Origin of the sequence: Halorientalis sp. LT38, assembly GCF_037031225.1 — an archaeon.
Taxonomy (GTDB): Archaea; Halobacteriota; Halobacteria; order Halobacteriales; family Haloarculaceae; genus Halorientalis; species Halorientalis halophila.
Window position 1 is genome coordinate 51,079 of record NZ_JAYEZN010000002.1, and the last position, 24,693, is coordinate 75,771.

Here is a 24,693-nt window from a genome sequence, read left to right on the forward strand (position 1 = left end):
CCATACGTATCGGCAGCTGGTGGGCAGATGAGCGGTCCTCGACTCGCGCGACGGCCGCGATCCACGCCACCGTTATCTTCCAAAATACATTATTGAAAATTGAACGGTTCAATTCCGCGCACCAGTCCCGACGCCGATCGTCCGGACGGGGCCGTTCACCGCGTCCGCCTCGATCGCATCGCGCCCGTCGACGACGACCAGATCGTCGAGCGAACCCCAGTCCAGGCGCTCGAACTCCGGGTGGGCCGTCGCGAGGACGACGCCGTCGAGATCCACGTCCGGAAGGTCGGCGACGCTCGCGCTTTCGACGTCGAACCCGTCCAGGTCGACGACAGGGTCGACGCCGACCACGTCGACGCCCGCCGCTCGAAGCGACGACGCGATGGCGGCGCCCGGCGCTTCGCGCGTCTCGTCCACGCCGGGGCGGTACGCGAAGCCCAGCACGGCCACCGTGGCGTCGGCCGGATCGACGCCGGCGTCGGCCAGTCCCGCGAACAGTTTCCCGACCGCGTACTCGGGCATGGCGTCGTTGATCCGCCGGGCCCGCTCCAGGAGCGGCGTCCCGGTCTCACAGGTGTCGATGAGGAAGTACGGGTAGTAGGGGATGCAGTGGCCGCCGACGCCCGCGCCGGGGCGGTGCAGATCGCAGTACGGCTGGGTGTTGGCAGCCTCGATGGCCGCGTACACGTCGACGCCCAGTTCCTCCGCCAGCGTGGCGAGTTCGTTCGCCAGGGCGATGTTGACGTCGCGGTAGACGCCCTCGAACACCTTCACGCACTCGGCGGTCCGGGCGTCCGCCACGGCGTGGACCTCGTTGTCGGTCACCTCGTCGTAGAGGGCCGCGGCCGCTCGCGTGCTCTCCTCGTCGATCCCGCCGACGACCTTCGGATACGCGCCCCGGACGTCCTGCAGCGCGCGGCCGCTGGCGGTGCGCTCGGGGCAGAAGGCGACGCCGAACTCGCCGCGCTCGCAGTCGCTCTCGGCTTCGAGCAGCGGCGCGACCACCTCGTCGCAGGTCCCCGGCGGGACGGTCGACTCGATGCAGACCAGGTCGCCGGGATCGAGGCCGCTCGCCACCGCCGAGATGGCCGCCCGGAGCGTCGACAGGTCGGGGCTGCCGTCCGAGACGAGCGTGGGAACGATGACGACGTGGACCGCCGCGTCGGCGGCCGCCGCGTCGCCCTCGGTCGTCGCCTGGAGCGAGTCCGCCTCGACCACCGTCCGGAGCGCGTCGTCCAGGCCCGGCTCGCCGGTCACCGGACTGCGCCCGTCGTTGATCGCGTCGACGACCGCCGCGTCGACGTCCACGCCGACGACGTTGCCGGTGGTCTCGGCCAGGACCGTCGCGAGCGGGAGCCCCATCTTGCCGAGCCCGTAGACCGCGACCGGGACGCGACCGGCCCGGACCGCGGCCCGTCGCTCGGCCGGATCGGTCTCGCTACCGTACAGCGACCCGTCAGAAGCTTGCTGTCGGTGCATGCTAGTTCTCGATCCTCGGCGGCGCGCCGGTCGCACAGTCCTCGATGCGGCGGGCGACGTCCAGGGCGGCGAGCGCGTCCTCGCCCGACACCGGTGGGCGCGACCCCGTGGTCGCTGCGTCCACGAACGCCTCGAGTTCGGCTCGCAGGGGTTCGCCGTTCTCGATGGTCGGGCGCTCGATGATGCTCTCGTGGCGGTACCGGAGGTCGCCGTCGGACTCGTAGTACTCGGGGACCGAGTGCCGGTGGATCTGGACGCCCTGGCTCTCGTAGTCGACGTTGACCCGGCACTCCCTGGCCGTGACGGCGAGTCGGCGGACCTTCTCCTGGGTCACCCGGCTGGCGGTCAGGTCGGCCACCACGCCGTCGTCGAACTCGAGTTGGGCGGTGACGTGGTCGCGGTCCCGTGCGCTCATCGCCGAGACCTGGTTCACGTCCTCGCCGAGCATCGACAGCACGATGTCGATGTCGTGGATCATCAGGTCGAGGACGACCCCGTCCTTGCTGTCGCGGTCGACGGGCGGACCCAGGCGCTGGACGTCGACGGCGATGACGTCCAGGTCGGGCAGGATGTCGGTGAGCGCCCTGACGGCGGGGTTGAATCGCTCGACGTGGCCCACCTGCAGGGCCACGTCCTGCTCACGCGCCATATCAACCAGTTCGCGCCCGCGCGCGAGGTCGGACACGAACGGCTTCTCGATCAGGACGTCGACGCCGCGGTCGATGGCCTCGGTGGCGACGCCGTAGTGGTAGCGCGTCGGGACGGCGACGGACACGGCGTCACAGCGGTCGAGCAACTCGGACTGGCTCAACACCTCGGTGCCGTACTTGCCGGCGACGGCTGCGGCGCGGTCCTCGTCGGCGTCGGCGACGCCGGCGAGGCTGACGTTCGGCAGCTCGTCGTAGACGCGGGCGTGGTGCTGTCCCATCGACCCGACGCCAACGACGCCGGCGGTCGGTGTTTCCGTGCTCGCTCGCGATTGCTCCTCGCTCATGTTTGGGGTGTCGTCACTCGTGGCTCACTCCGTTGATCGTGCGGGCGATCGTCCGGCGGTCCGCCTCGGTCGTCTCCGGGTGGATCGGCAGCGACAGCACTTCCTCGCTCGCGCGGTTGGCCACCGGCGTCGACGCCTCGACGTCGGCGTAGGCCGGCTGTTTCGGGATCGGCGTGGGGTAGTAGACTCCGGTGTCGATCCCGGCGGCCGACAGCTCCTCCTGCAGTCGCTCGCGGCGCTGGGTCCGGATCGTGTACTGGTGGTAGACGTGTCGCCGCTCGACCGGTTCGACCGGCGGGATCACGGGCGTGTCCGCGACCAGGTCGGTCAGCTCCGCGGCGTTGGCCCGCCGCACGCGGTTGAACTGGGGCAACTTCTCGAGCTGCACCAGCCCGATGGCCGCGGCGACGTTCGTCATCCGGAAGTTGTGGCCGAGTTCGGTGTGGCGATACGCCTCGTCGCGACCGTGGTTGATGAAGCGGGCCGCGCGCTCGGCGACGTCGTCGCGGTCCGTCACCACCGCACCGCCTTCCCCGGTCGTCATGTTCTTCGTCGGGTAGAAACTGAACGTGCCGACGTCGCCGATCGAGCCGACGGGACGGCCGTTGTGGCGCGCCCCGTGGGCCTGCGCGGCGTCTTCGATCAGGGCCAGGTCGAACCGGTCGGCGATCTCGCCGAGGCGGTCCATGTCCGCCGGCAGGCCGTAGAGGTGGACGGCCAGGATGGCGTCGACGTCCCCGTCCAGCTCGCGGATCACCGACTCCACGGCGTGGGGGTCGAGGTTGTACGTCTCGGGGTCGACGTCGGCGAACACCGGCTCGGCGCCGCAAAAGCGGATCGCGTTCGCCGACGCGACGAAGGAGAAAGGGGTCGTCACGACCCGGTCGCCCTCGCCGATACCCAGTGCGTGGAGAGCCGTGTGCAGCGCCGTCGTCCCGTTGCTGGTGGCGACGGCGTGCTCGGTCCCGCAGAAGTCGGCGAAGGCCGACTCGAACGACGAGACGGTCTTGCCAGCGGCGAGCCGACCGGACTCGACGATCTCCGAGACGCGACTGGACTCGCGTTCGTCCAGTTGCGGGGCGGCGATGTCGACCGACCGGATCCGCTCCTCGCCCGTTACCATCGCTTCCCTCCCGGCGACGTGTGGCGTCGCTCGAGGGCACAGTTGCTCCGACAAACAGTGTTCGTTGTTGGGGGCCTCATAGTTCGAATTCACCAGCGGACGGATCCCCTGGTACGCCTGCATCCAGTCGGCTACACGCCTTTGTTATGCGGACCATTGACGCCCGGGTCATCGCCGCCTTACGTCCCGCCCCGGCCGCCGTTCCCGCGACGCCGACGTGCCAGCGCCCCGTCAGAACCGTGACCCGGCGCGATGACTGCCAGCCGGGAGTGCGGCGACGGCCAGCCGGGAGTGTGGAGCGGAGTGGCTGTGAGTGCGACGACGGTCGGCCGGGCGGCCCCGTCGCTCGTTCGGCGCGCTCGCCCGCCGTGTCCGGCGGTACCGACCTGCTACCGTTTATAAGATGGGTGTAACAAAGGGTAGAGCCGGTTATGTCCACTTACGTCACTCCGACATGACCGTGCCAGACGTCCAGTCTCGACGAGACAGCTAATCACGAGGGACGAACTCCTTGATGGCATACGATCAGGAAGAACTGACACAGGATCTGGTTTTCGACATCCTGAGTAGTCCGCGTCGTCGATACGTCCTGTACTACCTCCGGACGGTCGGCGAACCGGTCGCGCTGAACGACCTGGCCGAACACGTCGCCGCGTGGGAAAACGAGACGGAGGTCGAGGACCTGTCCGATCAGGAACGCAAACGGGTCTACGTCTCCCTCTATCAGACCCACATCCCCAAACTCGACTCGGTCGGGATCGTGGACTACGATCAACAGAGCGGGATGGTCGAGTTGACCGACCGCGTCCACCGGATCGACGACTACCTCACCGAGACCAGCGAACCGATCCCCTGGCAGCAGTTCTACATGGCACTGGCGCTGATCGGCGGCGCGCTGCTCGTGCTCGTCGGGCTCGACGTGGGCCCGTTCGGGACGATCCCGGAGCTGGTCGTCGGGCTCGTCGTCACGACAGGGTTCGCGATCTCCGCGACCGCGCACTACCTCTACTGGCGCTCCCAGCGACAGCAGGTGCCGTCTGAACTGCAGGACAGGGGCGACTGACGCAATCGCCTCGCGAGCCACACGGAGCGGGCGGAGTGCTGGACAGTCGACGACCGATCACCGGTGAGCCGTCACCGGCGCTCCCGCTCCGGATCGAACCGCCGCGCTCTCACTCGTGGACCACGCCGCTTCCGGTCCGCAGCGAGCGCATCGTCGAACACTCGAGACACGCGTACACGTGGTCCTCGTTGTCACCGAAGACGCGAGCGAACGCGCTCGTAACGTAACTGCCGCAGTTTCGACACCGGGTCGACGTGTCGTCCGGGCGTTCCTCGACCACCGTCGTGAGTTCCGCGGTCATATACGGTCGGCACGTGGCGTGGGGGGTGCTTTGTTATACTACGGCTATTGACGCGTGTTCGCGTTGGTACGAGCTTACTGGCCGGTTCGACGGCTGACGCGGGCGTTCCGGCTCGTGGAGCGGCGGCGAGGCGATAAGGGTGGGTGTAACCGCGCCGCGACGCTCGCCGAGTTTCTGCACGCTGTCGGCCGCCGCGACGGTCCTGAAACGCCTGAGAACGTGTCGCTGACCACGCAATAAGGGGGACAAAATTATTGGGGGTGACGACGAACACGTGGCAAGTCACCGAAGGACGCCACGGACGGGAGGTCGGTGACGGCCGCGGCGAGCCGCCGTGCGCGGCGTCGTCGGTGCGACGGAGACGGCCAGCGACGGGGTTGAGTGCGCAAACGACGCGGTACGGCCTGGCGCGACCAGGAGGACGATCAACCAAATGAATTCAGACTGGGACGATGTGAGCTTCGTTATCAGTTCGCAGTACCGGATCGCGGTCCTCAGACGGCTCGCGGACGGGCCAGCGACTCCGTCGAGAATCGCCAATGACGCCGATCTCGGCATCGCACACATCTCGCGCGCCCTCCAGGGGCTGCGCGACCGGGACCTCGTCGAGCTGCTCGTCTCGGAGGACAGACGGAAAGGGCGCGTCTACGGGATCACCGAGAAAGGCGGGGACGTGTGGCAGAAAATCGAGGCCGAAAACATGGTGTGAGCGGTCGACCCCGGACCGCCCGGTCCCCTGTGTCGCCGCCGGACCGACGTCACTCCTCGTCGTCGGACTCCTCCGGAACCAGCTGTTCCGGCGTCCGCTCGTGCATCGGTGTCCGTGCGAAGTCTGTAATCCGTTCCCACTCGCTATCTGTCAGCCGTCCTTGCATGCGCCAGTCCCTTCGACAGTCCGCGTCTTAGTAATACCCTTCTTAGTTCACAGGTAACCGGACCGTAAGAGGCACGTTCGACCGACGGCGGGGCGATACGAATCGATTCGCAGTTGATACGTTACCCGCTACGATCCGGTACCCAACGGTTCGAGCGAGTGCCTGTCGGTCGGCCGAACCGTTCGGAACCGTTTTGTGGAAATCGGCGCGTAGTCTACGTGTATCTCGTATGACCGAGACGGAGTGTTCGTGTAAGGTCGGTCGGGGCGTCGAGCGGTTCGGGCTCGCTGAGGTGAACGACGACCTCGTGCGCCGGTGGTGCGGGGAGGGACGGGAGCGCCAGAGCCTGCGCGAGCTCGCGACGTACTTCAACCAGCAGCTGCTGGGGGCGGCCGTCGAGTCCGCGGACGAGGCCCCGCTCTCCGGCGAGATCGAGAACCGCTACCGACTGCTCACGGCCGACGACGTGAGCAGCGGGGTCCGGACACAGACCCGCCGACGGCTCGAGGCGGCGGGCGTCCCCGTCGAGGAGGTGGAATCGGCGTTCGTCTCCCACCAGACCGTCCACACCCACCTGACCGAGTGTCTCGGCGTCTCCCGGGAGGCAGAAGAGAGCGACCCCGAGACGCGTCGGCGGGCCGATCGCGACCGCATCCGGGCGCTCCAGAGTCGCACCGAGGTCGTCGCCAGCGACGCGCTCGAACGCCTCCGCGAGACCGAAGCACTGGCGCTCGGGGAGTTCGACGTCCTCGTCGACGTGACCGTCCTCTGCGACGACTGCGGCCGTCAGCACGACGTGGGGACCCTCCTGGATCAGGGGGGCTGTGACTGCCGGGAGTGAGCCGCCGTCGTCTCTATGCACTGACTACTTTCCGCACGTACGGCTGTAAAGATGGACTTACTCCGCGACCGGCGCCGCGACCGGGGCACCGCTGTCCGGTGGTAACAAAACGTATGTAGGAGTAGTCACTGCCTTCTACACATGGAACCGGTAGAGTCGTCCGGTGGCGTCGAGGTCGCGGTGGAGAACCTCGGCGGGATCGACCGGACGCGCCGCTCGTTCGAACCGGGGGTAACGGTGTTGACGGGTGAGAACGCGACGAATCGGACCTCGTTTCTCACGTCGCTGATGGCGGCGCTGGGGAGCGACGACGTGACCCTCAAAAGCGACGCGGAGCGCGGGGAGGTTCGCCTCGCGATCGACGGCGAGACCTACACGCGGACGCTGGAGCGGACCGACGACGGGGTCCGAACGAGCGGCGACCCGTACCTCGACGACCCGACCGTGGCGGACCTGTTCGCCTTCCTGCTCGAGTCCAACGAGGCGCGCCGGGCCGTCCGCTCCGGGGCGGACCTGCGCGAACTCGTGATGCGCCCGATCGACACCGGCGAGATCAACGCGGAGATCGACCGGCTCGAAGCGGAGAAACGCGAACTGGACGACGAACTCAAGGACCTGGACGCGCTGGAGCGCGAACGGGCCGACCTCGCCGAGGAGCGATCCCGCCTGGAGGCGGAGATCGAGGAGACGGAAGCCGAACTCGAGGAACGGCGCGCGGAACTGGACGCGCTCGACGCCTCGGTCGAGGAGACCAGGGCCCAGCGCGAACAGCTCGAAGCGGACTTCGCGGAACTGGAGGCGGCCCGCTCCGACCTGGATCGGGCGCGCCGCCAGCTCGAGACCGAACGGGAGAGTCTGGCCTCGCTGCGCGAGGAGCGCACGGATCTGGAGCGTCGGCGCGAGGAGCTGCCCGACGACCCGGCCGACCGGATCGGCGAGATCGAGGCCGAACTCGACCGGCTCCGGAAACACGAGCGCTCGCTCGCGTCGACGATCAACCAGCTCGGACAGATCGTCCAGTTCAACGAGTCGATGGTCGACGGCGAGGACGAGGCGCCGGTGTCGGCCCTCGCCGACACCGACACGGAGGGCGACGTGACCGCGAAGCTCTTGCCCGAGAGCGACGACGTGGTCTGCTGGACCTGCGGGTCCGAGGTCGAGTCGGCGGCCATCGAGGACACCCTCGACCGGCTGCGGGACCTCCGCCGGGAGACGGTCGCCGAGCGACGCGAGGTGTCGGCCGAGATCGACGACCTCCAGAGCGAGAAACGCGACCTGGAGTCGACGCAGTCCGAACGCGACCGGGTGGAGCGTCGGATCGAGGAACTCGACGACGAGATCGATCGACGCACCGAGAACGAATCGGACCTGGAGTCGTCGATCGAGGACCTCGAGGCCCGCGTCGAGGAACTGGAGGGCGCCGTCCGCGACCGGGAGGACGCCGACTACGAGGCGGTCCTGGAGCGCCATCGGGCGGTCAACGAACTGGAGTTCGAGGTCGAGTCAATCCGGGAAGACCTGGACGAGGTCGTCGACGAACTCGCGGCGATCGAGGACCGACTCGACGAGCGCGAGGAACTCGAGGACCGCCGGGCGTCGATCACCGAGGAGCTGCAGGCCCAGCGCACGCGGATCGAGCGCCTGGAGGCCGACGCGGTGGAGACCTTCAACGAACGCATGGCGGAGGTCCTCTCCCTGCTGGATTACGACGGGATCGACCGGATCTGGCTCGAGGCCCGCGAGCAGGAGGTCAGGGAGGGACGGCGCAAGACAACCGAACGGGTGTTCGACCTGCACGTCGTCCGCCGGGGGGAGGACGGCGGGGTCTACGAGGACGCCGTCGAGACCCTGAGCGAGAGCGAACGCGAGGTCGCGGGCCTGGTCTTCGCGCTGGCCGGCTACCTCGCCCACGACCTCGACGAGACGGTGCCGTTCGTGATCCTCGACTCGCTCGAGGCCATCGACGCCGACCGGATCGGGCGGCTGCTCGAGTACTTCGCCGACCACGCCCGCTACCTCGTCGTCGCGCTGCTCGAAGCGGACGCCGCGGCCGTCGACGACCGGCACGAGCGGATCCAGATGGGCTGAGCGGACAGACCGAACGGGGGACCGAAAACGCGGGGGCAGGGCACGCACCCCGGCACCGGGTGGGGGCGGCTGGGCTTGCCGGGGCGCACAGGCCCGAACGGTGCTCTGGCCTAAAGTTATCCCCCGGATGTGATCCGCATAGCGCCCTGGACGCGCGGTAACCCCTCTGTACTCCGTCGCCTCCGCGACTGGCGGGGGCCGCGGGTGGGGTCGGCGTCCGACCGGTGACCGGCTTGGGAAGGGCACTGTGAGACTCTCCTGCGACCCCCGGTCCAGACCCGGTGGGAGGGACGGCCGGGCGGTCGGAGTGCGGCTCGGGACGCCGGGGCTAGCGGGGCCTTTCGGGCCCACGGCGCGGATACTGACGCCATAACAAACCGTCGGCTCGCGCCACCCTCCGGTATGTCCGAGTCCGTCGACTTCACAGACATCTACGCCGACGAGGCCATGGTCGACCGCGCGACCGAGGTCATCCGGAGCGGCCGCTACGTCAAGGGGCCGATGGTCGAGCGGTTCGAGGAAGCGTTCGCCGACTTCTGTGGGACCGACCACGCCGTCGGGGTCGCGAGCGGCACCGACGCGATCTACCTCTCGCTGAAGGCGGCCGGCGTCGAGCCCGGGGACGACGTGTTCGTGCCGGCACACACCTTCTTCGCGACGGTGAGCCCGGTGCTGGAACTCGGCGCGACCCCGGTGTTCGTCGACCACGACCCGGAGACGTACACGATGGATCCCGACGACCTGGCCGAGAAGGTGTCGGCGGCCGACGACCCCGCCGCCGTCGTCCCGGTCCACATCTACGGCCACCCCGCCGAGATGGACGCGATCGGTGACGTGGCCGCGGACCACGACCTCGCCGTGATCGAGGACTCCTGTCAGGCCCACGGCGCGACCTACAGGGGCGACCGCGCCGGGAGCCTGGGCGACGCGGGCGCGTTCAGCTTCTATCCCTCGAAGAACGTGACCGTCGCCGGCGACGGGGGGATGATCACGACGGACGCCCCGGACCTGGCTCGCGAGGCGCGAATGCTCCGCAATCACGGCCGCAACGACGACGGCGAACACGTCCGACTCGGCCTGAACCACCGCCTCGGCGAACTCCACGCCGCGCTGGGCCTCGAGCAACTCGACCACCTCGACGAGTGGAACGAGAACCGGCGGGCGGCCGCCGAGCGCTACACCGAGCGCCTGCGCGACGTCGATCAGGTCGACCCGCCGGTGGCGCGCGACCACGTCGAACACGTCTTCCACCTCTACGTGATCCGGGTGCCCGACCGGGACGACCTCCAGGAGTCGCTCGAGACGGCGGGGATCGACACGGGCGTTCACTACCCGGTCCCGACCCACGAACACCCGGCCGTCAGCGAGCGACTCGACGGAACGCCGCAGGTCCCCCGGACCGAGGAACTGACCGACGAGATCCTCTCGCTGCCGATGCACCCCCGCATCACTGACACGGAGATCGATCAGGTCTGCGCGACCATCGAGCGCCACTACGACCGATGAGATACGGGATCGTCGGCACGGGCTACTGGGGGAAAAATCACGTCAGGGTCGCGTCGGAGCTCCGGGACGCCGGCGTGGTCGACGAGGTCGTGGTCTGCGACGTCGACGAGGAGCGCGCGGCGGACCTGGCCGAGACTCACGACGCCGAGTACACCACTAGCCACGACCGCCTCGACGCCGACGCCGCCTCCGTAGCGACCCCCTCGCCCACCCACGAGGGGATCGCCACGGACCTGCTGGAGACGGGGACGGACCTGCTGGTCGAGAAACCGCTGGCGCTCTCGGCCGATGCGGCCTGGAACGTCGTCGAGACGGCCGAGGATCACGGGCGGACGCTCGGCGTCGGGCACATCTTCCGGTACCACGCCGGACTCAGGGAGCTGAAGCGCCTCGTCGACGCCGGCGAACTCGGCGAGATCGAGTACCTCCACACCGCCCGGTTTTCCTTCCGCGTCCCGCGGGACACGACGGGCGTGCTCTACTCGCTCGCCGTCCACGACGTCGACGTGTACGACTTCCTGCTCGAGGAGCGCCCCGACCGGATCCACTGCGACATGCACTCGACCCACCGCGAGGGCATCGACGAGACGACGACGCTCACCCTCGATTACGGGGACACGACGGGGGTCATCCACTCCTCCTGGCAGGTCCCGGCGTTCGGGAAGCGCCGCGACCTCGCCGTCACCGGCACCGAGGGCGCGGCCTACCTCGACTACCTCGCGGACACGGAGGTCGAGGTCTACGACGCGAGCATCGTCGCCGACGACGACGGCGACCTGCGGAAACGGGATCGTGGCAAGACGGTCCACGAGGCGGCCGACGCGGAACCGCTGAAGACCGAACTCGAGGAGTTCGTCGCGGCCGCACGGGCGGGCCGGGACCCGCCGGCCAGCGGTCGCGTCGGTGCGCGAACCGTCGCCCTGCTCGAACGCGCTGCGGACGCTGCCGAGGCCGGCGAGGTCGTCGACGTCCCCGCCGTCTCGACCCGTCAGACGGCACCGAATACGGATTAATACAGCGTAAACAGGGGGTTCAGTACGCCTCGGCGTCGACACCGAGCCTTTCGAAATCGGTCGTATTTTTCGTCACGACCGTCGCGTCGGCCGCCTCGGCGACGGCTGCGACGAGCACGTCGCCGGCCAGCGAGTTCAGTTCCGCCCGGTTCGTCGACCCGTCCTCGTGCAGTGGCGCTTCCAGGTCGGCGGCGACGACGGCGTGCTCCGACCGGAAGGGGACCACCTCGACCCAGTCGAAGGTCGCCCGGATCTCCGCGGGATCGAGTTCGCCCTGCAGCCGTCGACCGACCGCGATCTCCTTCAGGTTGATCGTGCTCGTCAGGAAGGTCGCCGTCTCCTCACGTTCCGCGAGGTAGTCGGCCACCGCGTCGCGACCGGCCCAGTAGTGGATCAGGAAAGTCGTATCAAGCAGTTTCGTCGTCACCGTCGTCCTCCGCCATCTCGGCGATCGCTCGCGTCTGTCTGTCGGCACTTCCCGCCCCGACGCGCTCGCGGGAGCGCTCGGCCGCCCGCTCCAGGTCGGCGGCCTCCTCGGCCGGCAGCGTCCCGAACCCCTCGCGCCAGTCGGCCGTCGAATCCTCGATCAGGCGGTCCACGACGTCGGTGAAGCTCTCGCCCTCGCGCTTGCGGGCCTTCAACCGCTCGTAGACTTCCTCCCTGATCCCGATCGTCTTCGTTCCCATACTTTGTGTTTGTGTACGCAAACACAAAAAGTGTGGCGGCGGGATTCGTCGCGGCCGGCTCACCTCAGAGGCCCGGCACGCCGAAGGCGTCGAACTCGGTGACGCCGGCCGAGGCGAGCACCGAGAGGACCACGACGGCCGCGATCCAGGCCACCAGTGCGATGGCGGCCGCCGAGAACCAGCCCCCGCGGTAGCGTCGCTTGATGACCCACAGGTACGCCAGGAAGACGAGGACGGGACCGAGTCCGGGGATGCCGCCGAAGAGCCAGCCGACGACGCTCCAGACGATCGCGCCGATCAGCGCCGTCCAGACGGCGTGTTCGTAGTCGCTCGTCCCCGTCACGAGCAAGGCGCCGACGTGGATGCCGAGCGCACCGATCAGCAGACTCACCAGAAACACGACGACGCTATCGACGAGTGCCATATCCTACCTGTCGACGCGGCAGTAAAAAAGCCGACGGCCGACGGCGCTCCCGTGTGCGGGCGCTACTCGGCCAGTACGTCCTCGTAGTCGGACTTCGTGAGGTAGAGTTTGCGGTCGCCGACGCGGGTCCAGGCCGGTTCGTGGGGCGGGAAGTCGAGCGCCCGGACCCGGTCGTAGAGGGCCAGTTGCGTCTCCGGGTCGTCCGTCGCGAGCGCTTCGGCGGGGATCTCCTTCAGGTCGGTCAGGCTGTCCTTGGTGTAGAAGTACCGCTCTCCGTCGTACTCGGACTGGGGCGTCGCGAGGTCGTCGATCTCGCGGGCGACGATCGAGGGCAGGCGCTCCTCGAACAGGTCGATCGAGGCGCCCCGGACCCGCTCGTAGAGGCTCCTTGCCGTGTCGTCCTCCGTGATCTGGACGAAGTTGCGGTCCACGATCGCCCCGGCGTCGACGTCCTCGGCCATGACGTGCAACGTCGTCCCGTGACGCCAGTGGTCGTCCGCGCGGGCGTTCATGATCGAGTGGCTGAACACGTTGCTCCCCCGGTAGCGCGGCAGTTCGGCCTGGTGGAGGTTCAGCGCGGCCTCGCCCGGCGTGTTCAGCAGGTCCGGTCCCAGTATGTTCGGGTAGTAGACGCTGAGGAGGTAGTCGACGTCCATGCCGACGACGGCGTCCTCGTCCTCGATCGTCAGGACCGGCAGGTCGTGATCGAGCGCGCGCTCGTGGACCGACCCGTCCCACCAGGCGTCGTGATCCCGGGGGTAGGTGACGACCGTCTCGACGGTGACTTCGTCGTGTGCGACGAGGCGCTCCAGACACGCCTCGCCCAGCGGGTGGCTGCCGAAGAAGGCGACCGATACCATGGGCCCACCTCGCCGTCGTCGGGTTTTGTTATGCGGCTCTTTGGTCGGCGGAGGCGGGCCGAGGGGGCGACTCAGATAGAACCGGACGAGCACGGGGGTCGCCGGGGAACGGCTCGGTCACTTCCATCGAGACGACGGCGGGATCGGGAGTCGGGTGTCGGTCGTCGGAAGCTCGGGTTGGCCGACAGCCGGAACGGCGACCGGCGGACCCGGACCTTCGAGACGACCGAGGAGGTGGATGCCTACGTAGGCAACTGAACGTTCACTGCATGAACGGCGGGCTGTAGGCGAATCGGTCACTGGCACTTCCATCATGGGGCCCGACGTGAATGGCGAGTCACTCAGTCGCGGTGAACCGACGCTCGGAGGGATATCAGGTAGAAACGGAACCTATAAGAAAATGACATCGACACAGTACGTATGGTCGGAAGGGGCGTCGGTTCGGTGCTGCGTGGGGGTTTCGGCGCCCTGTTGCGACCCCATCGGTTCGTCGAATTGCAGACCAGTTCGCACGGATCTACACGCGGCGAAACTGTTCGACAGGTGGCTACACTCCTTCTGGTATACGCCGTGAACCACTCCATCGTCGCCATTCTCGGGGTTAATCTGGCATTGCCCGGCGGACGTCCGGACGGCCTGGCGGTAGGGACTATCACGGGCGAGGGACAGTCGGTGCTGGCATTGCTGGTCGTCGGCATCGGCCTCTATCTGTTCTCCCTGTATCTCGGCGCGCGCATCAACCATCAGACGACCCGATCCAGCGCGTTCGTGGTCGGGTCGGTCGCAGTCACACTCACCATTCCATGACGACGGCACATACTGACACGGCGGCGGAATCGAGCGATCAGCAGAGCGACGACGTACTCGTCGAGACGACCCGGTCCCGCGCTGACCGATGAAGCGACGCCGCTATCTCCGCCGAGCCGGAGGGGTCGGATTCGTGATCGCCGGTGCCGGCTGTCTCCGTTCGGCCCAGTCCGAGGACCGATCCGAGCAATTGCGCTACCCCGATAGCGAGCGCGTCGCGTGGCACCTCCCGCTCGGCGGTCCGCGAAACGACAGCCTCAGGGGTGTGATCCCGGCCGAATCGGGCCCGGTCACGTTCGGTTCCAACGCCGGTGACGCGGACGCGGACACGCTCCGGCCGTGGCTCCTCGCCAGGGCGACGGACGGGACGGGTCGGTGGACCGAAACCGTCCCACCCGAAGGTATCGAAAGCGGTGTTCTCACTCCCACGGACGGGACCGTCCTCGCTGACGGTCGGTTCGGATTCGCACTCAGTGGGTTCTCGGAGCGAGCGGGCGGAACCTTCGGTGGGCTCCTCGTCGCGGACTCCGAGGGATCAGTCACCGCTCACGAACAGTACAGGCGGGACGTAACGACGAACCTCTTCGCGATCTCACGACTGGGTGATGGAACGGTGGTGCTGGGCGGCACGCAGCGCGGATCCGGCAGTTGGTTCCACGGCGTGTCGGCGGATGGGGAGACGCGCTGGGAACACGGTAGCGAGGCGGACCGGCGGCTAGTGACAGGACTCGTTCCGACGGCTGACGGGGCGCTGGCCGTCGGAACCGACCGCAGCGGATCGGATACGGACCTCGGGTGGACGGCGACCGTCGACGCTGACGGGGTGGCGTGGCAGGCGACCCTGGACACACCGGCGCGGTCGGTTCGCCGAGCAGACGGGAACTACCTCGTCCGGACGGAGGCGGGCTGGCACCGCGTTGATGCCGCTGGAACCGTCCTCGAAACCGACGTGTTCGGCGGCCGTCCGTATCCGATGACGGCGACGACGGACGGACGGCTGTTCGTCGGGACGACCGACGAAGACGGTCTGCTCGTCGCAACCACCGAGGACGGCACCGAGAGGTGGCGCGAGCGGATCGGTGGTGAGCGTCGAGAGGAACTGACGGACGTCGTCGCCCTCTCGGATGGCGGTGCCCTCGCCGTCGGTGCCACGCGGTCCTACCGGAGCGCACAAGAAGTCGCTTCGGCAACGGCGACACCGGACGGAACCGAGATGCGCTCGAACGCGTGGCTCGTCCGCGTCGACCTTTGAACACCGTCGGCAACCCGTATCACTCGGATTCGACCACGACGACACCGCGCGCTCCGGCACCTTCGTGCGGTTGACAGTAGTACCGATACGTGCCGGCTGTCTCGAACGTGTGCTCGAAGGTCGCGTCGGCGGCGGCGCTGACTGCACCGGAATCGAACGCCTCGCTCGCCGCGAAAATGTTGTGTGTTCCGCCCTCGCCGGTCCACGCCCAGCGGACGGTCGTTCCGGTGGAGATCCGAAGGACGGCTGGATCGAACTCTCGTTCGTTCGACGTGTCGGTACCGACGGAGACGGTCGCCGTCGCCTGGCCGGTCCTGTCGCCGAAACTGTTCTCCGCCGCGCTCCCGAGCCACTCCAGAGTGTCGCCCTCGAGCGCCCTCTCGGCAGGTGACGGCGTCGGGGTCTGCGTCGCAGTCACTTCGAGCTCTTCGTTCGACGGCCGATCGGACGGATCGGTGAACTGCAAGCACCCGCCCAGAGAACCCGCGAGGACGCCACCCAGGGACAGTACTCGTCGTCGACTCGACTCCATACGTGTCCGACAGATCCCGAGGGTCCGGTAAAAACCCACCGGGGACGACCTCCGGTGGACGGCGATCACGACCCCACTCACGCCAGCAGACCCCGCATTTCCCCGAGATCCAGCAGCCCGCTCGCGATCGCCAGACCGGCCCAGACCGCGCCGCCCACGAGGACCGCCCCCGCCAACGTGAGGACGCCGGAGACGTGGGGGATCAGGGGCCAGACGACGCCGCCCATCGCGACGGCGATGGCGCCGATCCGGGCCGTGCGGCCGAGCAGGTAGCCCATCTCCAGATTCAGTTCGCGGTGGATGTAGTAGACGTTGACCGCGGTGTAGGCCGAGTAGGTGACGACGGTGGCGACGGCGGCGCCCATCACGCCGTAGATGGGGATCAGGAGCAGGTTCAGGACGACGTTGCTCCCGGCGGCGGTCCCGCGGGCGATGGCCCGGATGCGGGCCAGGCCGAGGTAGTCCAGGCCGTTGCCGGTGATCTTGTGGATCGCGCGGACGATGACGAAGAAGCTGAACAGCTGGAGGACGGGGACGGCGCCGAGGTAGTCGGTGCCGACGAGGATCCGGATCGCGGGCTCGGCGACCAGCGCCAGGCCGACGGCGGCGGGGAGGTACAGTAGGAGGACGTTCTCCATCGAGCGCTCGTACAGCGTGGCCGCGCGCTCGGTCGCGTCGTCTGCGTGCTGGTCCCCGAGCGCGGGGGAGATGGTGAAGCCCAGGGCGGTGGCGGGGACGATACAGAAGTCGGCGATCTGTTTCGCGAGGGTGTAGAAGCCGACGGCGACGGGGCCGATCAGCACCCCGAGCAACACCTTGTCGACGCGGCTGTCGAGGACGACGCTGAGCCGCGTCGCCGCCGTCGGGACGCTGTACTCGAGGATGCGGCGGGTGAGGTCGGCCGCCGGCTCCGTGGCGACCGCGAGGTCCGCGAGCAGGCGGTACTTGAGCACGAGGAGGCCGACCACCGAGCCGGCGACGTAGCCGAGGACGTAGCCGCCGAAGGCACCGAGAGCGCCGAACCCGAGCAGGACGAACCCGACGGCGCAGAGCAGGCGGGTCAGGGAGTTGACGACGCTGATGAGCGCGGAGTGTTCGACCCGGTTGAACCCCTGGAAGACGTTCGTGAGGTAGGAGTAGACCGCGCGGGCGGCGACGAAGACCGCGCCGAGCAGGAGGAACGGTTCCAGGGCGGGATCGCGCAGCAGCGTGGCGAGTGGGCGGTGGACGAGTGCGACGACGATCGCGACGGCCGCGGTCAGCACGGCCAGGAAGGAGAGGGAGATCCGGATCACGTGGGGGACCTGGGACTCGTCGGTCGCGAGGAACTCGGTGACGTACCGGCCGGTCGACTTCGGGAGCCCCAGCGTCGCCACCATCGACCCGATGGAGAGCGCCGAGATGGCGAAGTAGAGCAGGCCGTAGGCCGCGGGATCGAGCAGGTAGCGGGTCAGCGCGAACAGCAGGACGGCGTTGGCCAGCGCGTAGACGACCCGCGCACCGAAGTAGGCCTTGACGCCCCGGACGACGCGTGTTGTCAGGTCCATCAGTCGACGTAGTAGAGTCTGAAGTCACCGTTCGAGCGGACGCGGTGGATCCCCGGCGTCGTCCGCAGGCCACGGAACCCCGAGAGGGAGTACCGGAAGCCGTCGTAGAGGGCGACCTCCTGCACCCGGTTTCGGTCGGTAACCGGGAGATACCGGTCGCGCTCGTAGTGCGTCGAGAGGTTCGAGTTGAACACCGGCCCCGGTATCCCCTCCTCTTTGCCCTCGAACAGCTTGCCGCCGGGCGTGCGGTCGGTGAAGGTCGTCCCGTAGGTGGCGTCGACGAACCGGCGGGGGCCGCCCCGGATCCCGGCGTACTCCACGGCCGGGTCGCGGTGCTCGAAGGAGTTCTGGTAGCCGTGCATGCTCGTTTCGGTCACCTGATCGGAGGGCTGGAAGATGTAGGGCGAGCCGTGGACGTGGGCGGCCTGGGCGGCGAGCAGGCCGGTGAACAGCAGGACGGCGGCGAAGCGCATCGTCCGCCAGGAGGGCCACGGGATCGACAGGGGGACGCCGTCGACGAGGCCGACCGCGGCGAGGATCGTGACGACGACCATCGCCGCGCCGAGATACCGGAAGGGCAGGACGGAGATGCTCGCGGCGAAGAAGACGAGGAAGGTCCCCGAGAGCAGCGCCAGCCCGCCGGCCAGGTACCGGAGAAGGGTCCCCCGGCGGGCCGGGTCGTCGAGCCGACCGAGCCAGCCCGCCAGCACGACGAACCCGGCGACGATCGACAGCAGCAGACTCACGCCGAACAGTTTCGCGAACAGTTCGACGACGCTCCCGCCCAGGATGTCCAGCGAACTGGCCCGGCTGGTCACCTCGTTGCCGACCGGCTCGACGCCGAGCAGGCCGCTGATCAGCCCGCTCGTCGCGCCGTAGAACCGCTCGAACCGCGGGGCCCACAGGAGGAAGGCGGCCGTCGCCAGGAACATCGGGGCGTAGAAGGGGCGCTGTCTGCTGATCGCGTGGTCGGGGACCCACCGCCGAAAGAGCCACTGGACGGCGACGATCGCCCCGAACAGGAGCAGGACGCTCCCGGCCTGCTGGGGGTGGAGGAGGACGACGGTGACGGAGGCCAGTCCGAGCAGGAGGCCGACGCCCGTCACGGCACGCGGGAAGCCCGAGTCGGGCAGGTCCAGATACCGGATCGCCAGGTAGACGATGAAGGGGACGAAGAAGATGGCCTGGCTGGTCGGATAGGGTTCGAGGAAGACGGAGACGTTGTTGATCGGCAGGAGGAAGGCGCCGGCGACGACGCCGGTCGGCAGCGCCCACCGGGAGTCGGCGATCGCCCGGACGCTCAGCGCGGTGAACGCGACGAACAGCGCGGTGAACGCGACCACGACGTACAGCATCGCCCGCGTGAGCGGGACCCCGAGCGTCCGGCTCGTGAACACGGCGATCGAGTGGATCCCGGGGTAGAGGAAGCCGAAGGGGCTGAGGCGGTCGCTGGCCAGCAGGCGAGCGAACCCGAGGTGGCTCAGCGAGTCGCCGACCCCCCAGAAGTAGTAGTTCCGGAGGATCGGCAGGCCGGCGACGGCGAGCACGCTCGTGCCGAGGAGGACGAGCGCGCCGGTCCGGACCCCGCGGGTCACCGCGGGGTTGTAGGCGACGAACAGTGCGAGGACGACCGCCAGTCCGAGGCCGGCCCAGAAGGCCGTCGGCGTCGCGGCGTACACGTCGAGTTCGTACCGGCGGCCGGGGTCGGTCCAGGCCGCGAGCGCGGCCGCGCCGAAGGCCAGATAGCCCAGCGCCAGCGCCAGTCGCGCCGAGCGAACCGGTTCAGTAGCCATGCGTCCTCCGTGTCGCGGTGTACGGGTCGGTCGCTGTCGATCCTGTCATTGTGAACTCCTGAGTGGTCCGCGACGGACCGGGTCAGTCGTCGTCGAGCACGGCGTCGTAGACGTCGCGGATGCGCTCGCCCATGCGATCGAGGCTCAGTTCTCGCGCGTGCTCGCGCCCGTTCGATCGCCCGTCGGCGCGCAGCACCTCGACGAGCCCCTCGACCAGCTCCGCGTCCGTGCGGCCGACGGCCGAGGGCGTGACGCCGTCGAGCCGTTCCGGCACGTCGCCCACGGCCGTCGCGACGATGGGCGTGTTGCAGGCCATCGCCTCCTTGACCGTGTTGGGCGACCCCTCCCGCCTGGAGGTCAACAGCAGCGCGTCGGCGGCGTTCATGTACGTCGGCATCTCGTCGTGGGGCACGTCCGAGATGGTGTGGAGCGTGATCGAGCCGTCGAGTCGCTCCCGTGCCCCCTCGACGACGCGCTCGGCGCGGGGGAAATCCTTGACGTCGCGTTTGGGCGGGTACGGGAAGAGGACGTGTCTGTCCGAGCCCGACCAGTCGAGGGCGGCGCGGGCCGCTGTCTGGGACTGGGGCGCGAACGTCTCCAGGTCGATGCCGTGGGGGATGACGTAGCAGTCCCGGTCGAGTTCGGCGGCCATCCGCTCGGACATGACGATCACGGCGTCGGCGTGCGGGACGAGCCGTCTCGTCACCCAGCCGTACTCCCCGAGCAGGTCCGAGCCCCACAGCGAGAGGACGACCGGGAGTCGCGGCTGGACGATCGCGGGCGGCGCCGTGAGGCCGTAGTTGGCGTGGATCAGGTCGTAGTCCCCGAGGGTGTGGCGAAACGCCCGGGTCGAGAAGCGCGCGTAGTCGAAGATCGAGCGGGTGCCGGTGGTGCCGGCCTTCACCGAGTTGCTGTGGCTCTTGCCGGGCACGGGGACGGTCCGCGTGGCGACGCCGAAGTCGGCGAGCGTGCGCAGTTGCCGCTTGTAGAACGTGGCCTCCTGGTTGGTCACGAAGCTCAGGACGTCGAGCGGGCGCGCGGCGGCGTCGGTCCGGGCGTCGTCCCGGTGGCGGCTACTGAGGGTCACCGAACTAGCGCCTGGTAGGTCTTTTTCGCGAGGTCCATCGTTCGACCGCCCGATTCGACCACGTAGTAGGGCACCAGATCCGCGCCGAACTTGCTCTTGTACTGGCAGAGCCGTTCGGTGTTCGCACCCATCAGGTCGTAGGTGGACACCGACTCCCGGGGTGGATCCTCGATCACGTCTTCGATGACTCGCCAGTGGATGAGGCTGTTGAGGCCGACGCCCTCGTGGACGGTCCGGGTGCCGCCCTGCCAGAAGTAGGCGGCATCGTTGGAGTAGAGCACGGTGATCCCGGTGAGGAACTGCCCCGTCCCGTCGCGGGCGACGTAGATCCGGGCGCGGTCGTTCTCCAGCATCGACGCGACGAGGTCCGAGACGTACTCCCACGAGAGTTTGTAGCCCCGGTCTTGCTCCTCGTAGCGCGCGCGGGTCTGTTCGTAGACGGCCCGGGCGTCGTCGAGGCCGCCGCGATCGACGGTGACGTCCAGGTCCTCGGCGTCACGGATGTCTCGCCGGAGGCTCTTGCTGAAGTCCTTGCGCACCGATTCGGGCTCGCGATCCTCGAGATCGAGCTGATAGGTGAACTGCGTCCCGAGGTCGAAATCCTGCCAGCGGAACGGCCTCGGGTCTGCATACGTCGTATTACAGAGCATACGAAACAGTTCGAGCGGTGAATCGCTCTCGATCTCGTCGAGGACGGCCTCGGTGAACCGCCGGTTGACCTGTTCCTGTTTGCGGCGCTTCGGACTGTTGGGCATCAACACGGGACCGAGTCGCGGGACGCCCATGGCCGGCGGGGGCGAGAACACGAGCGTGCTGAACAGCCGCTCGTCGACCACCACTGGCATGAGCCCGACGGGTTGATCGCCCTTGTACCCCGCGAACAGTCGGAGGTCGCCGTCGACGTGTTCCCCGAGCACCTCGAGGGCGGCCGGCGCGTGGAACACCTCGAAGCCCTCAGCTGGAAGCACCGACTCCCACTCGTCGATATCGATGGGTTCGACTCGCATCGCTGACTCTGCCAGCGAAACGCCGGAGCACCCCTTTGTTATCGTCGGCCTACCGTCGTTGCGGGGGGGACTGGGGGTCGGCGGTCGCCGGATGGTCCATGCTGGCGTACAGCTCACCGACCGGGCCGACCCAGGCGTCGAGTTCGAGCGCCCGCTCGATCAGTCGCCGGTAGAGCCGCTGGTAGCCGGTGTAGTCGTCGCTGAAGTACCGCGGGTGCCAGAGCACCGACATGGCCGCGTCGTTCTCGCGAGCCTCGCACAGAAGCGACTCACAGACCCGCCAGGCCCGCTCCGGATGCTGGCCCGGATCGGGGAGGGTCTGCTCCATGAGCGTCACAGGGAAGACGACGAAGGCGTCGTCGAACGGCCGGAAGGGCTCGTACCGGTCGCGGAAGCCGAACGAGTCCCGCGAGCCGGGCGTGGCGTCGTAGCGCAACCCGACCGCCCGCTGGCGCAGCCAGGTGCCGGGCCGCTCGAGGTTCAGGTAGTGCTGGCGCACGCCCCGGATCTCGTGGCCGAGGATGCCCTCGATGCGGCGTTTCTCCTCGGCCAGCAACGTCGCGTCCCGGTAGGACTCGAAGGAGCCGTGGAGGCCGACCTCCCAGCCGTTCCCGTCGAGGCGCTCGATGATCGCCCGGATCTCCGGGTTCGAAAGCGAGTAGCGACCGGCGTAGAGCTGCCAGGCGGTCGGGTTGAGCAGGTCCGACGCCGGACGGTCGGAAAACAGCGACTGCTCGTGGAGGAAGTACCAGCTCGACCGGACGCCGTGGGCCGCCTCGATGTCCATCACCCGGTCGAACGTCCAGTAGGGGTCCCGGCTGGGCAGCAGGTCGAGCATGTGGGTCGGATCCCGCTCGGTCACCGCGTAGTACAGCGACTGGTAGGTCTTGAACGGCCGGTCGACGTCGTGGGTGAGACAGAGCGCGAACGACGCCCCGTCCGCGACGGTGCCGTCCAGCCAGCTCATGACGCGATCAGGGCGAGTCCTCGCTTGACGACGTTCACGGCGGCGTCTTTCGTCCCCTCGACGATCCACTCCGGGCGACTCCCCGCCCAGCGGTTGGGGTGGGAGAGCAGACAGAGTCGGTCGACCCGCCCGGAGAGCAACAGTCCGGCCAGTTCCGGCGTCGAGTCGACCTGGATCGCCTTCTGGCCCTCGCCCATCGTGTGGTCTTTGACCTTCAGGTCGCCGTCGCGCCAGGTGCGGCCCGTGTCCGAGTAGTAGGCCACGTCGGTGAAGTCCATCGAGAGGTACGCCTCCCCCAGCAGGTCGAACTGGTCGAAGTCGGCGTGGTCCCACATGTCGCGGTTGTCGTGCGGCGAGAGGGGGTTCCCGTGCATGCAGACCGTGTCGACGTCGACGAGCGACCGGAGCCGGCCGAGTTCGTGCTCGAAGGAGGAAAGTGCGGCCCGCGGGTCGCCGTCGGCCCGGTCGAGGTCCTCGTAGTGATACCCCACCTCGTGGCCCAGCGCGGCGATGCGCTCGATCAGCTCCGGGCGGAAGGTCTTCTCGATGGTCCGGACGTAGTAGGTGCTCCGGACGCCGTGTTCGGCTTCGAGCCGGGCCATCGCCAGCGCGTTCCGCGGTTTGCGGTCCACGTCGTGTCTGAGGACGACGAACCGGTCGGGCAGTCCCGACCCGCCGTCCGTCGCCGCCGCGTCGGCCGTGGCCGTCGTCCCCGGGCCCTCGCCGGCCGCGCGCCGGCCGAGGTACTCCCGGACCGGCAGGAACTCGTAGCCGGCCGCGGCCCCCGCCTCGAGGAGTCGACTGTACATCGGATAGGTGAAATCGGCGTGTCGGGACATGGGAACGAACCTCCGTTGGTGTCCGCGGAGACCAGGTGCGCCGGCGGGCCCCGGCGGTCGTCCCGCCCGGCGTCGACCGTGGTCCGTTGGTCGTCCCGCCCTGCCGCCGCACTCGGCTTAGTTATGCCCGACCTGTGCCCTTGCAGGAACGTGTTGTGGGGCCTGAAAACCCGGGTCTCGGACACCTATCTGGGATGATGGGTTTCGGGCCCCTCGCGAGCAACCCCTCGAACGCTCGCGACGCGCCGGAATCCGGTCGTCAGGTGGCGTAACCAGGGGATAACTTAGGCGAGCGGAACGGTCGCTGCGCACGATGCGTACGATTTCGCCAGCGATCGTGGGCCGAGCCGTCGACAGGGGGTGGACCGGACAGCGACCGACCGGCCGCCGCGAGGCCGGTCGGGTCGGCCAATGAGCGGGGACCCCCAGCGGGTACTGTTCGACATCAACCACCCCGCACAGGTCCACCTGTTCCGGCCTGTCATCGGGGACCTGGAGTCTCGGGGCCACGAGACGCTGGTCACCTCGCGGGACAAGGAGATCACGACGGCCCTGCTCGACGCCTACGAGGTGCCCCACGAGTGCCTCTCGACCGAAGGGGGCGGCCTGCTCGCGACGGCCGCCGAGATGGGCGTCAAGGGGGCGCGCCTGTTCCGCCTGGCGCGCTCGTTCGACCCGGACGTGGTCGTGGCCCGGCCGAACCCGCCGGCCATCTACGTCGCGAACCTGCTCGGCGCGCGGACCGTGATGCTGCGCGACACGGTCATCCCATCCCGGGTGCTGCGGGCCTGCTACCGCGGGCTGATGCTCCCGTTCGTCGACGACCTCTGTGCGCCGGCGGGGTTCGAGACGTCCCTGACCGGGGGCCGGAACCACACGCTCGGCTTCCAGGAACTGGCCTACCTCCACCCCGACCGGTTCGAGCCCGATCGGGACCGACTGGCGACCCGCGGCGTCGCCACCGACGAACCGTACTTCGTCCTCCGGTTCGCGGCGTGGGAGGCCTACCACGACGTCGGCGGGGCCGGGTGGTCCACCGAGGGCAAGCGGGCCCTGATCGAGGAACTCGACCAGCACGGGACCGTCTACGTCTCGAGCGAGGGCGACCTCCCCGAGGAGTTCAGCGAGTACGAGCTGACCGTGCCGCCCCACCTGATCCACGACCTGCTGTACTTCGCGGACCTCTACGCCGGCGACTCACAGACCATGGCGACGGAGGCGGCGCTGCTCGGGACGCCCGTGATCCGCGTCAACTCGAAGGTCGGTGCCCACGAGATGCGCAACTTCGAGGAACTGGCCGAGCGGGGGCTGCTCTTCTCTTTCCGCGACGAGGAGCGGGCGCTGCAGCAGGCCCGGGACCTCGTCGCCGGGCCCGCCGCGACGGACTGGCAGCGTCGCCGCCGAGAGCTGATCGCCGACAAGCCCGACGTGGCGGCGTACCTGCGGGACCTGATCCTCGATCCGGACGGCGTCGAGCGGCGTCGCGGCGAGGCCCCGATCACGGTCGCGTCGAGCTGACCGCGCCGGGCGCGTTCGCCGTCGGCTCGGCGGCGCGGCGGGGTTAACGGTGCTTATCCGGGATTGGGGCGGCATAACAATGTGCGCCGGG

Annotated in this window: 24 protein-coding genes; 9 read left to right on the plus strand and 15 right to left on the minus strand. The window is 68.7% G+C overall.

From position 1 onward, the window contains the following. Positions 1 to 108: 108 nt before the first annotated feature. Genes U5918_RS18275 through U5918_RS18285 form a run of 3 tightly spaced genes read right to left on the minus strand, consistent with a single transcriptional unit; the run spans position 109 to position 3,596 of the window. Positions 109 to 1,479 (minus strand): nucleotide sugar dehydrogenase, encoded by a 1,371-nt coding sequence (locus tag U5918_RS18275; RefSeq protein ID WP_336003453.1) that lies wholly within the window; start codon positions 1,477 to 1,479, stop codon positions 109 to 111. Position 1,480: 1 nt separating this feature from the next. Next, a complete protein-coding gene (locus U5918_RS18280; RefSeq protein WP_336003455.1) occupies positions 1,481 to 2,473 on the minus strand; it encodes a Gfo/Idh/MocA family oxidoreductase in 993 nt (330 codons plus the stop codon). Positions 2,474 to 2,486: 13 nt separating this feature from the next. Next, the gene (locus U5918_RS18285) at positions 2,487 to 3,596 is read right to left on the minus strand and encodes a DegT/DnrJ/EryC1/StrS family aminotransferase (RefSeq protein ID WP_336003456.1); all 1,110 of its coding nucleotides are present in this window, start codon (positions 3,594 to 3,596) and stop codon (positions 2,487 to 2,489) included. 514 nt (positions 3,597 to 4,110) lie between these two features. Between U5918_RS18285 and U5918_RS18290 the strand changes: the two genes are divergently transcribed. Next, complete coding sequence (locus tag U5918_RS18290; protein WP_336003457.1) at positions 4,111 to 4,659, plus strand: DUF7344 domain-containing protein; 549 nt, start codon at positions 4,111 to 4,113, stop codon at positions 4,657 to 4,659. A 109-nt stretch (positions 4,660 to 4,768) separates the two neighbouring features. Here the strand turns inward: U5918_RS18290 and U5918_RS18295 are convergent, their stop codons facing one another. Beyond that, the gene (locus U5918_RS18295; RefSeq protein ID WP_336003458.1) at positions 4,769 to 4,960 is read right to left on the minus strand and encodes a DUF7563 family protein; all 192 of its coding nucleotides are present in this window, start codon (positions 4,958 to 4,960) and stop codon (positions 4,769 to 4,771) included. Between the two features lie 433 nt (positions 4,961 to 5,393). Here U5918_RS18295 and U5918_RS18300 point away from each other — a divergent pair, with 433 nt between their 5' ends. From U5918_RS18300 to U5918_RS18320, 5 genes are all read left to right on the plus strand, one after another. Next, entirely contained in the window at positions 5,394 to 5,669 is a 276-nt protein-coding gene (locus U5918_RS18300) for a winged helix-turn-helix domain-containing protein (RefSeq protein ID WP_336003459.1), read from the plus strand. 395 nt (positions 5,670 to 6,064) lie between these two features. Continuing rightward, entirely contained in the window at positions 6,065 to 6,676 is a 612-nt protein-coding gene (gene rdfA / locus U5918_RS18305) for a rod-determining factor RdfA (protein WP_336003461.1), read from the plus strand. A gap of 141 nt (positions 6,677 to 6,817) precedes the next feature. Next, positions 6,818 to 8,764, plus strand: coding sequence for an archaea-specific SMC-related protein (locus U5918_RS18310; RefSeq protein WP_336003462.1), 1,947 nt, complete (start codon positions 6,818 to 6,820; stop codon positions 8,762 to 8,764). A 402-nt stretch (positions 8,765 to 9,166) separates the two neighbouring features. After that, on the plus strand, positions 9,167 to 10,270 hold the full coding sequence (locus U5918_RS18315; RefSeq protein WP_336003463.1) for a DegT/DnrJ/EryC1/StrS family aminotransferase: 1,104 nt from the start codon (positions 9,167 to 9,169) through the stop codon (positions 10,268 to 10,270). Next, positions 10,267 to 11,283, plus strand: coding sequence for a Gfo/Idh/MocA family protein (locus U5918_RS18320; RefSeq protein WP_336003464.1), 1,017 nt, complete (start codon positions 10,267 to 10,269; stop codon positions 11,281 to 11,283). The genes U5918_RS18315 and U5918_RS18320 overlap by 4 nt, the downstream gene beginning before the upstream one ends. Positions 11,284 to 11,302: 19 nt before the next feature. Here the strand turns inward: U5918_RS18320 and U5918_RS18325 are convergent, their stop codons facing one another. The 4 genes from U5918_RS18325 to U5918_RS18340 all read right to left on the minus strand — a co-directional run bounded on the left by U5918_RS18325 (position 11,303) and on the right by U5918_RS18340 (position 13,253). Then, positions 11,303 to 11,710: a PIN domain-containing protein gene (locus U5918_RS18325; protein ID WP_336003465.1), complete on the minus strand. Its 408-nt coding sequence runs from the start codon at positions 11,708 to 11,710 to the stop codon at positions 11,303 to 11,305. Beyond that, complete coding sequence (locus U5918_RS18330; protein WP_336003467.1) at positions 11,691 to 11,969, minus strand: antitoxin VapB family protein; 279 nt, start codon at positions 11,967 to 11,969, stop codon at positions 11,691 to 11,693. The genes U5918_RS18325 and U5918_RS18330 overlap by 20 nt, the downstream gene beginning before the upstream one ends. 64 nt (positions 11,970 to 12,033) lie before the next feature. After that, the gene (locus U5918_RS18335) at positions 12,034 to 12,393 is read right to left on the minus strand and encodes a hypothetical protein (protein ID WP_336003468.1); all 360 of its coding nucleotides are present in this window, start codon (positions 12,391 to 12,393) and stop codon (positions 12,034 to 12,036) included. Between the two features lie 62 nt (positions 12,394 to 12,455). Continuing rightward, positions 12,456 to 13,253 (minus strand): methionyl-tRNA formyltransferase, encoded by a 798-nt coding sequence (locus U5918_RS18340; protein WP_336003470.1) that lies wholly within the window; start codon positions 13,251 to 13,253, stop codon positions 12,456 to 12,458. Positions 13,254 to 13,673: 420 nt separating this feature from the next. On the opposite strand from U5918_RS18340, the gene U5918_RS18345 reads away from it, so the two are divergent. Further along, positions 13,674 to 14,060, plus strand: a complete 387-nt coding sequence (locus tag U5918_RS18345; protein WP_336003471.1) for a hypothetical protein — start codon at positions 13,674 to 13,676, stop codon at positions 14,058 to 14,060. Positions 14,061 to 14,193: 133 nt separating this feature from the next. Then, positions 14,194 to 15,312 carry a hypothetical protein gene (locus tag U5918_RS18350; RefSeq protein WP_336003472.1) on the plus strand — a complete coding sequence of 373 codons (1,119 nt, stop codon included), beginning with the start codon at positions 14,194 to 14,196 and terminating at the stop codon, positions 15,310 to 15,312. Between the two features lie 19 nt (positions 15,313 to 15,331). Here the strand turns inward: U5918_RS18350 and U5918_RS18355 are convergent, their stop codons facing one another. The 7 genes from U5918_RS18355 to U5918_RS18385 all read right to left on the minus strand — a co-directional run bounded on the left by U5918_RS18355 (position 15,332) and on the right by U5918_RS18385 (position 23,084). Continuing rightward, positions 15,332 to 15,844: a halocyanin domain-containing protein gene (locus tag U5918_RS18355; RefSeq protein WP_336003474.1), complete on the minus strand. Its 513-nt coding sequence runs from the start codon at positions 15,842 to 15,844 to the stop codon at positions 15,332 to 15,334. A 77-nt stretch (positions 15,845 to 15,921) separates the two neighbouring features. Next, the gene (locus U5918_RS18360) at positions 15,922 to 17,391 is read right to left on the minus strand and encodes a flippase (protein ID WP_336003475.1); all 1,470 of its coding nucleotides are present in this window, start codon (positions 17,389 to 17,391) and stop codon (positions 15,922 to 15,924) included. Then, a complete protein-coding gene (locus U5918_RS18365) occupies positions 17,391 to 19,184 on the minus strand; it encodes a hypothetical protein (RefSeq protein WP_336003476.1) in 1,794 nt (597 codons plus the stop codon). The genes U5918_RS18360 and U5918_RS18365 overlap by 1 nt, the downstream gene beginning before the upstream one ends. A gap of 82 nt (positions 19,185 to 19,266) precedes the next feature. After that, on the minus strand, positions 19,267 to 20,271 hold the full coding sequence (locus tag U5918_RS18370) for a glycosyltransferase (protein WP_336003477.1): 1,005 nt from the start codon (positions 20,269 to 20,271) through the stop codon (positions 19,267 to 19,269). Continuing rightward, positions 20,268 to 21,278, minus strand: coding sequence for a lipid II:glycine glycyltransferase FemX (locus U5918_RS18375; protein ID WP_336003478.1), 1,011 nt, complete (start codon positions 21,276 to 21,278; stop codon positions 20,268 to 20,270). Before U5918_RS18375 ends, U5918_RS18370 begins: the two co-directional genes overlap by 4 nt. A 49-nt stretch (positions 21,279 to 21,327) precedes the next feature. After that, positions 21,328 to 22,245 (minus strand): polysaccharide deacetylase family protein, encoded by a 918-nt coding sequence (locus tag U5918_RS18380; RefSeq protein WP_336003479.1) that lies wholly within the window; start codon positions 22,243 to 22,245, stop codon positions 21,328 to 21,330. Further along, the gene (locus tag U5918_RS18385) at positions 22,242 to 23,084 is read right to left on the minus strand and encodes a polysaccharide deacetylase family protein (RefSeq protein ID WP_336003480.1); all 843 of its coding nucleotides are present in this window, start codon (positions 23,082 to 23,084) and stop codon (positions 22,242 to 22,244) included. Before U5918_RS18385 ends, U5918_RS18380 begins: the two co-directional genes overlap by 4 nt. A gap of 411 nt (positions 23,085 to 23,495) precedes the next feature. On the opposite strand from U5918_RS18385, the gene U5918_RS18390 reads away from it, so the two are divergent. After that, positions 23,496 to 24,602 carry a DUF354 domain-containing protein gene (locus U5918_RS18390; RefSeq protein WP_336003482.1) on the plus strand — a complete coding sequence of 369 codons (1,107 nt, stop codon included), beginning with the start codon at positions 23,496 to 23,498 and terminating at the stop codon, positions 24,600 to 24,602. Positions 24,603 to 24,693: the final 91 nt, after the last annotated feature.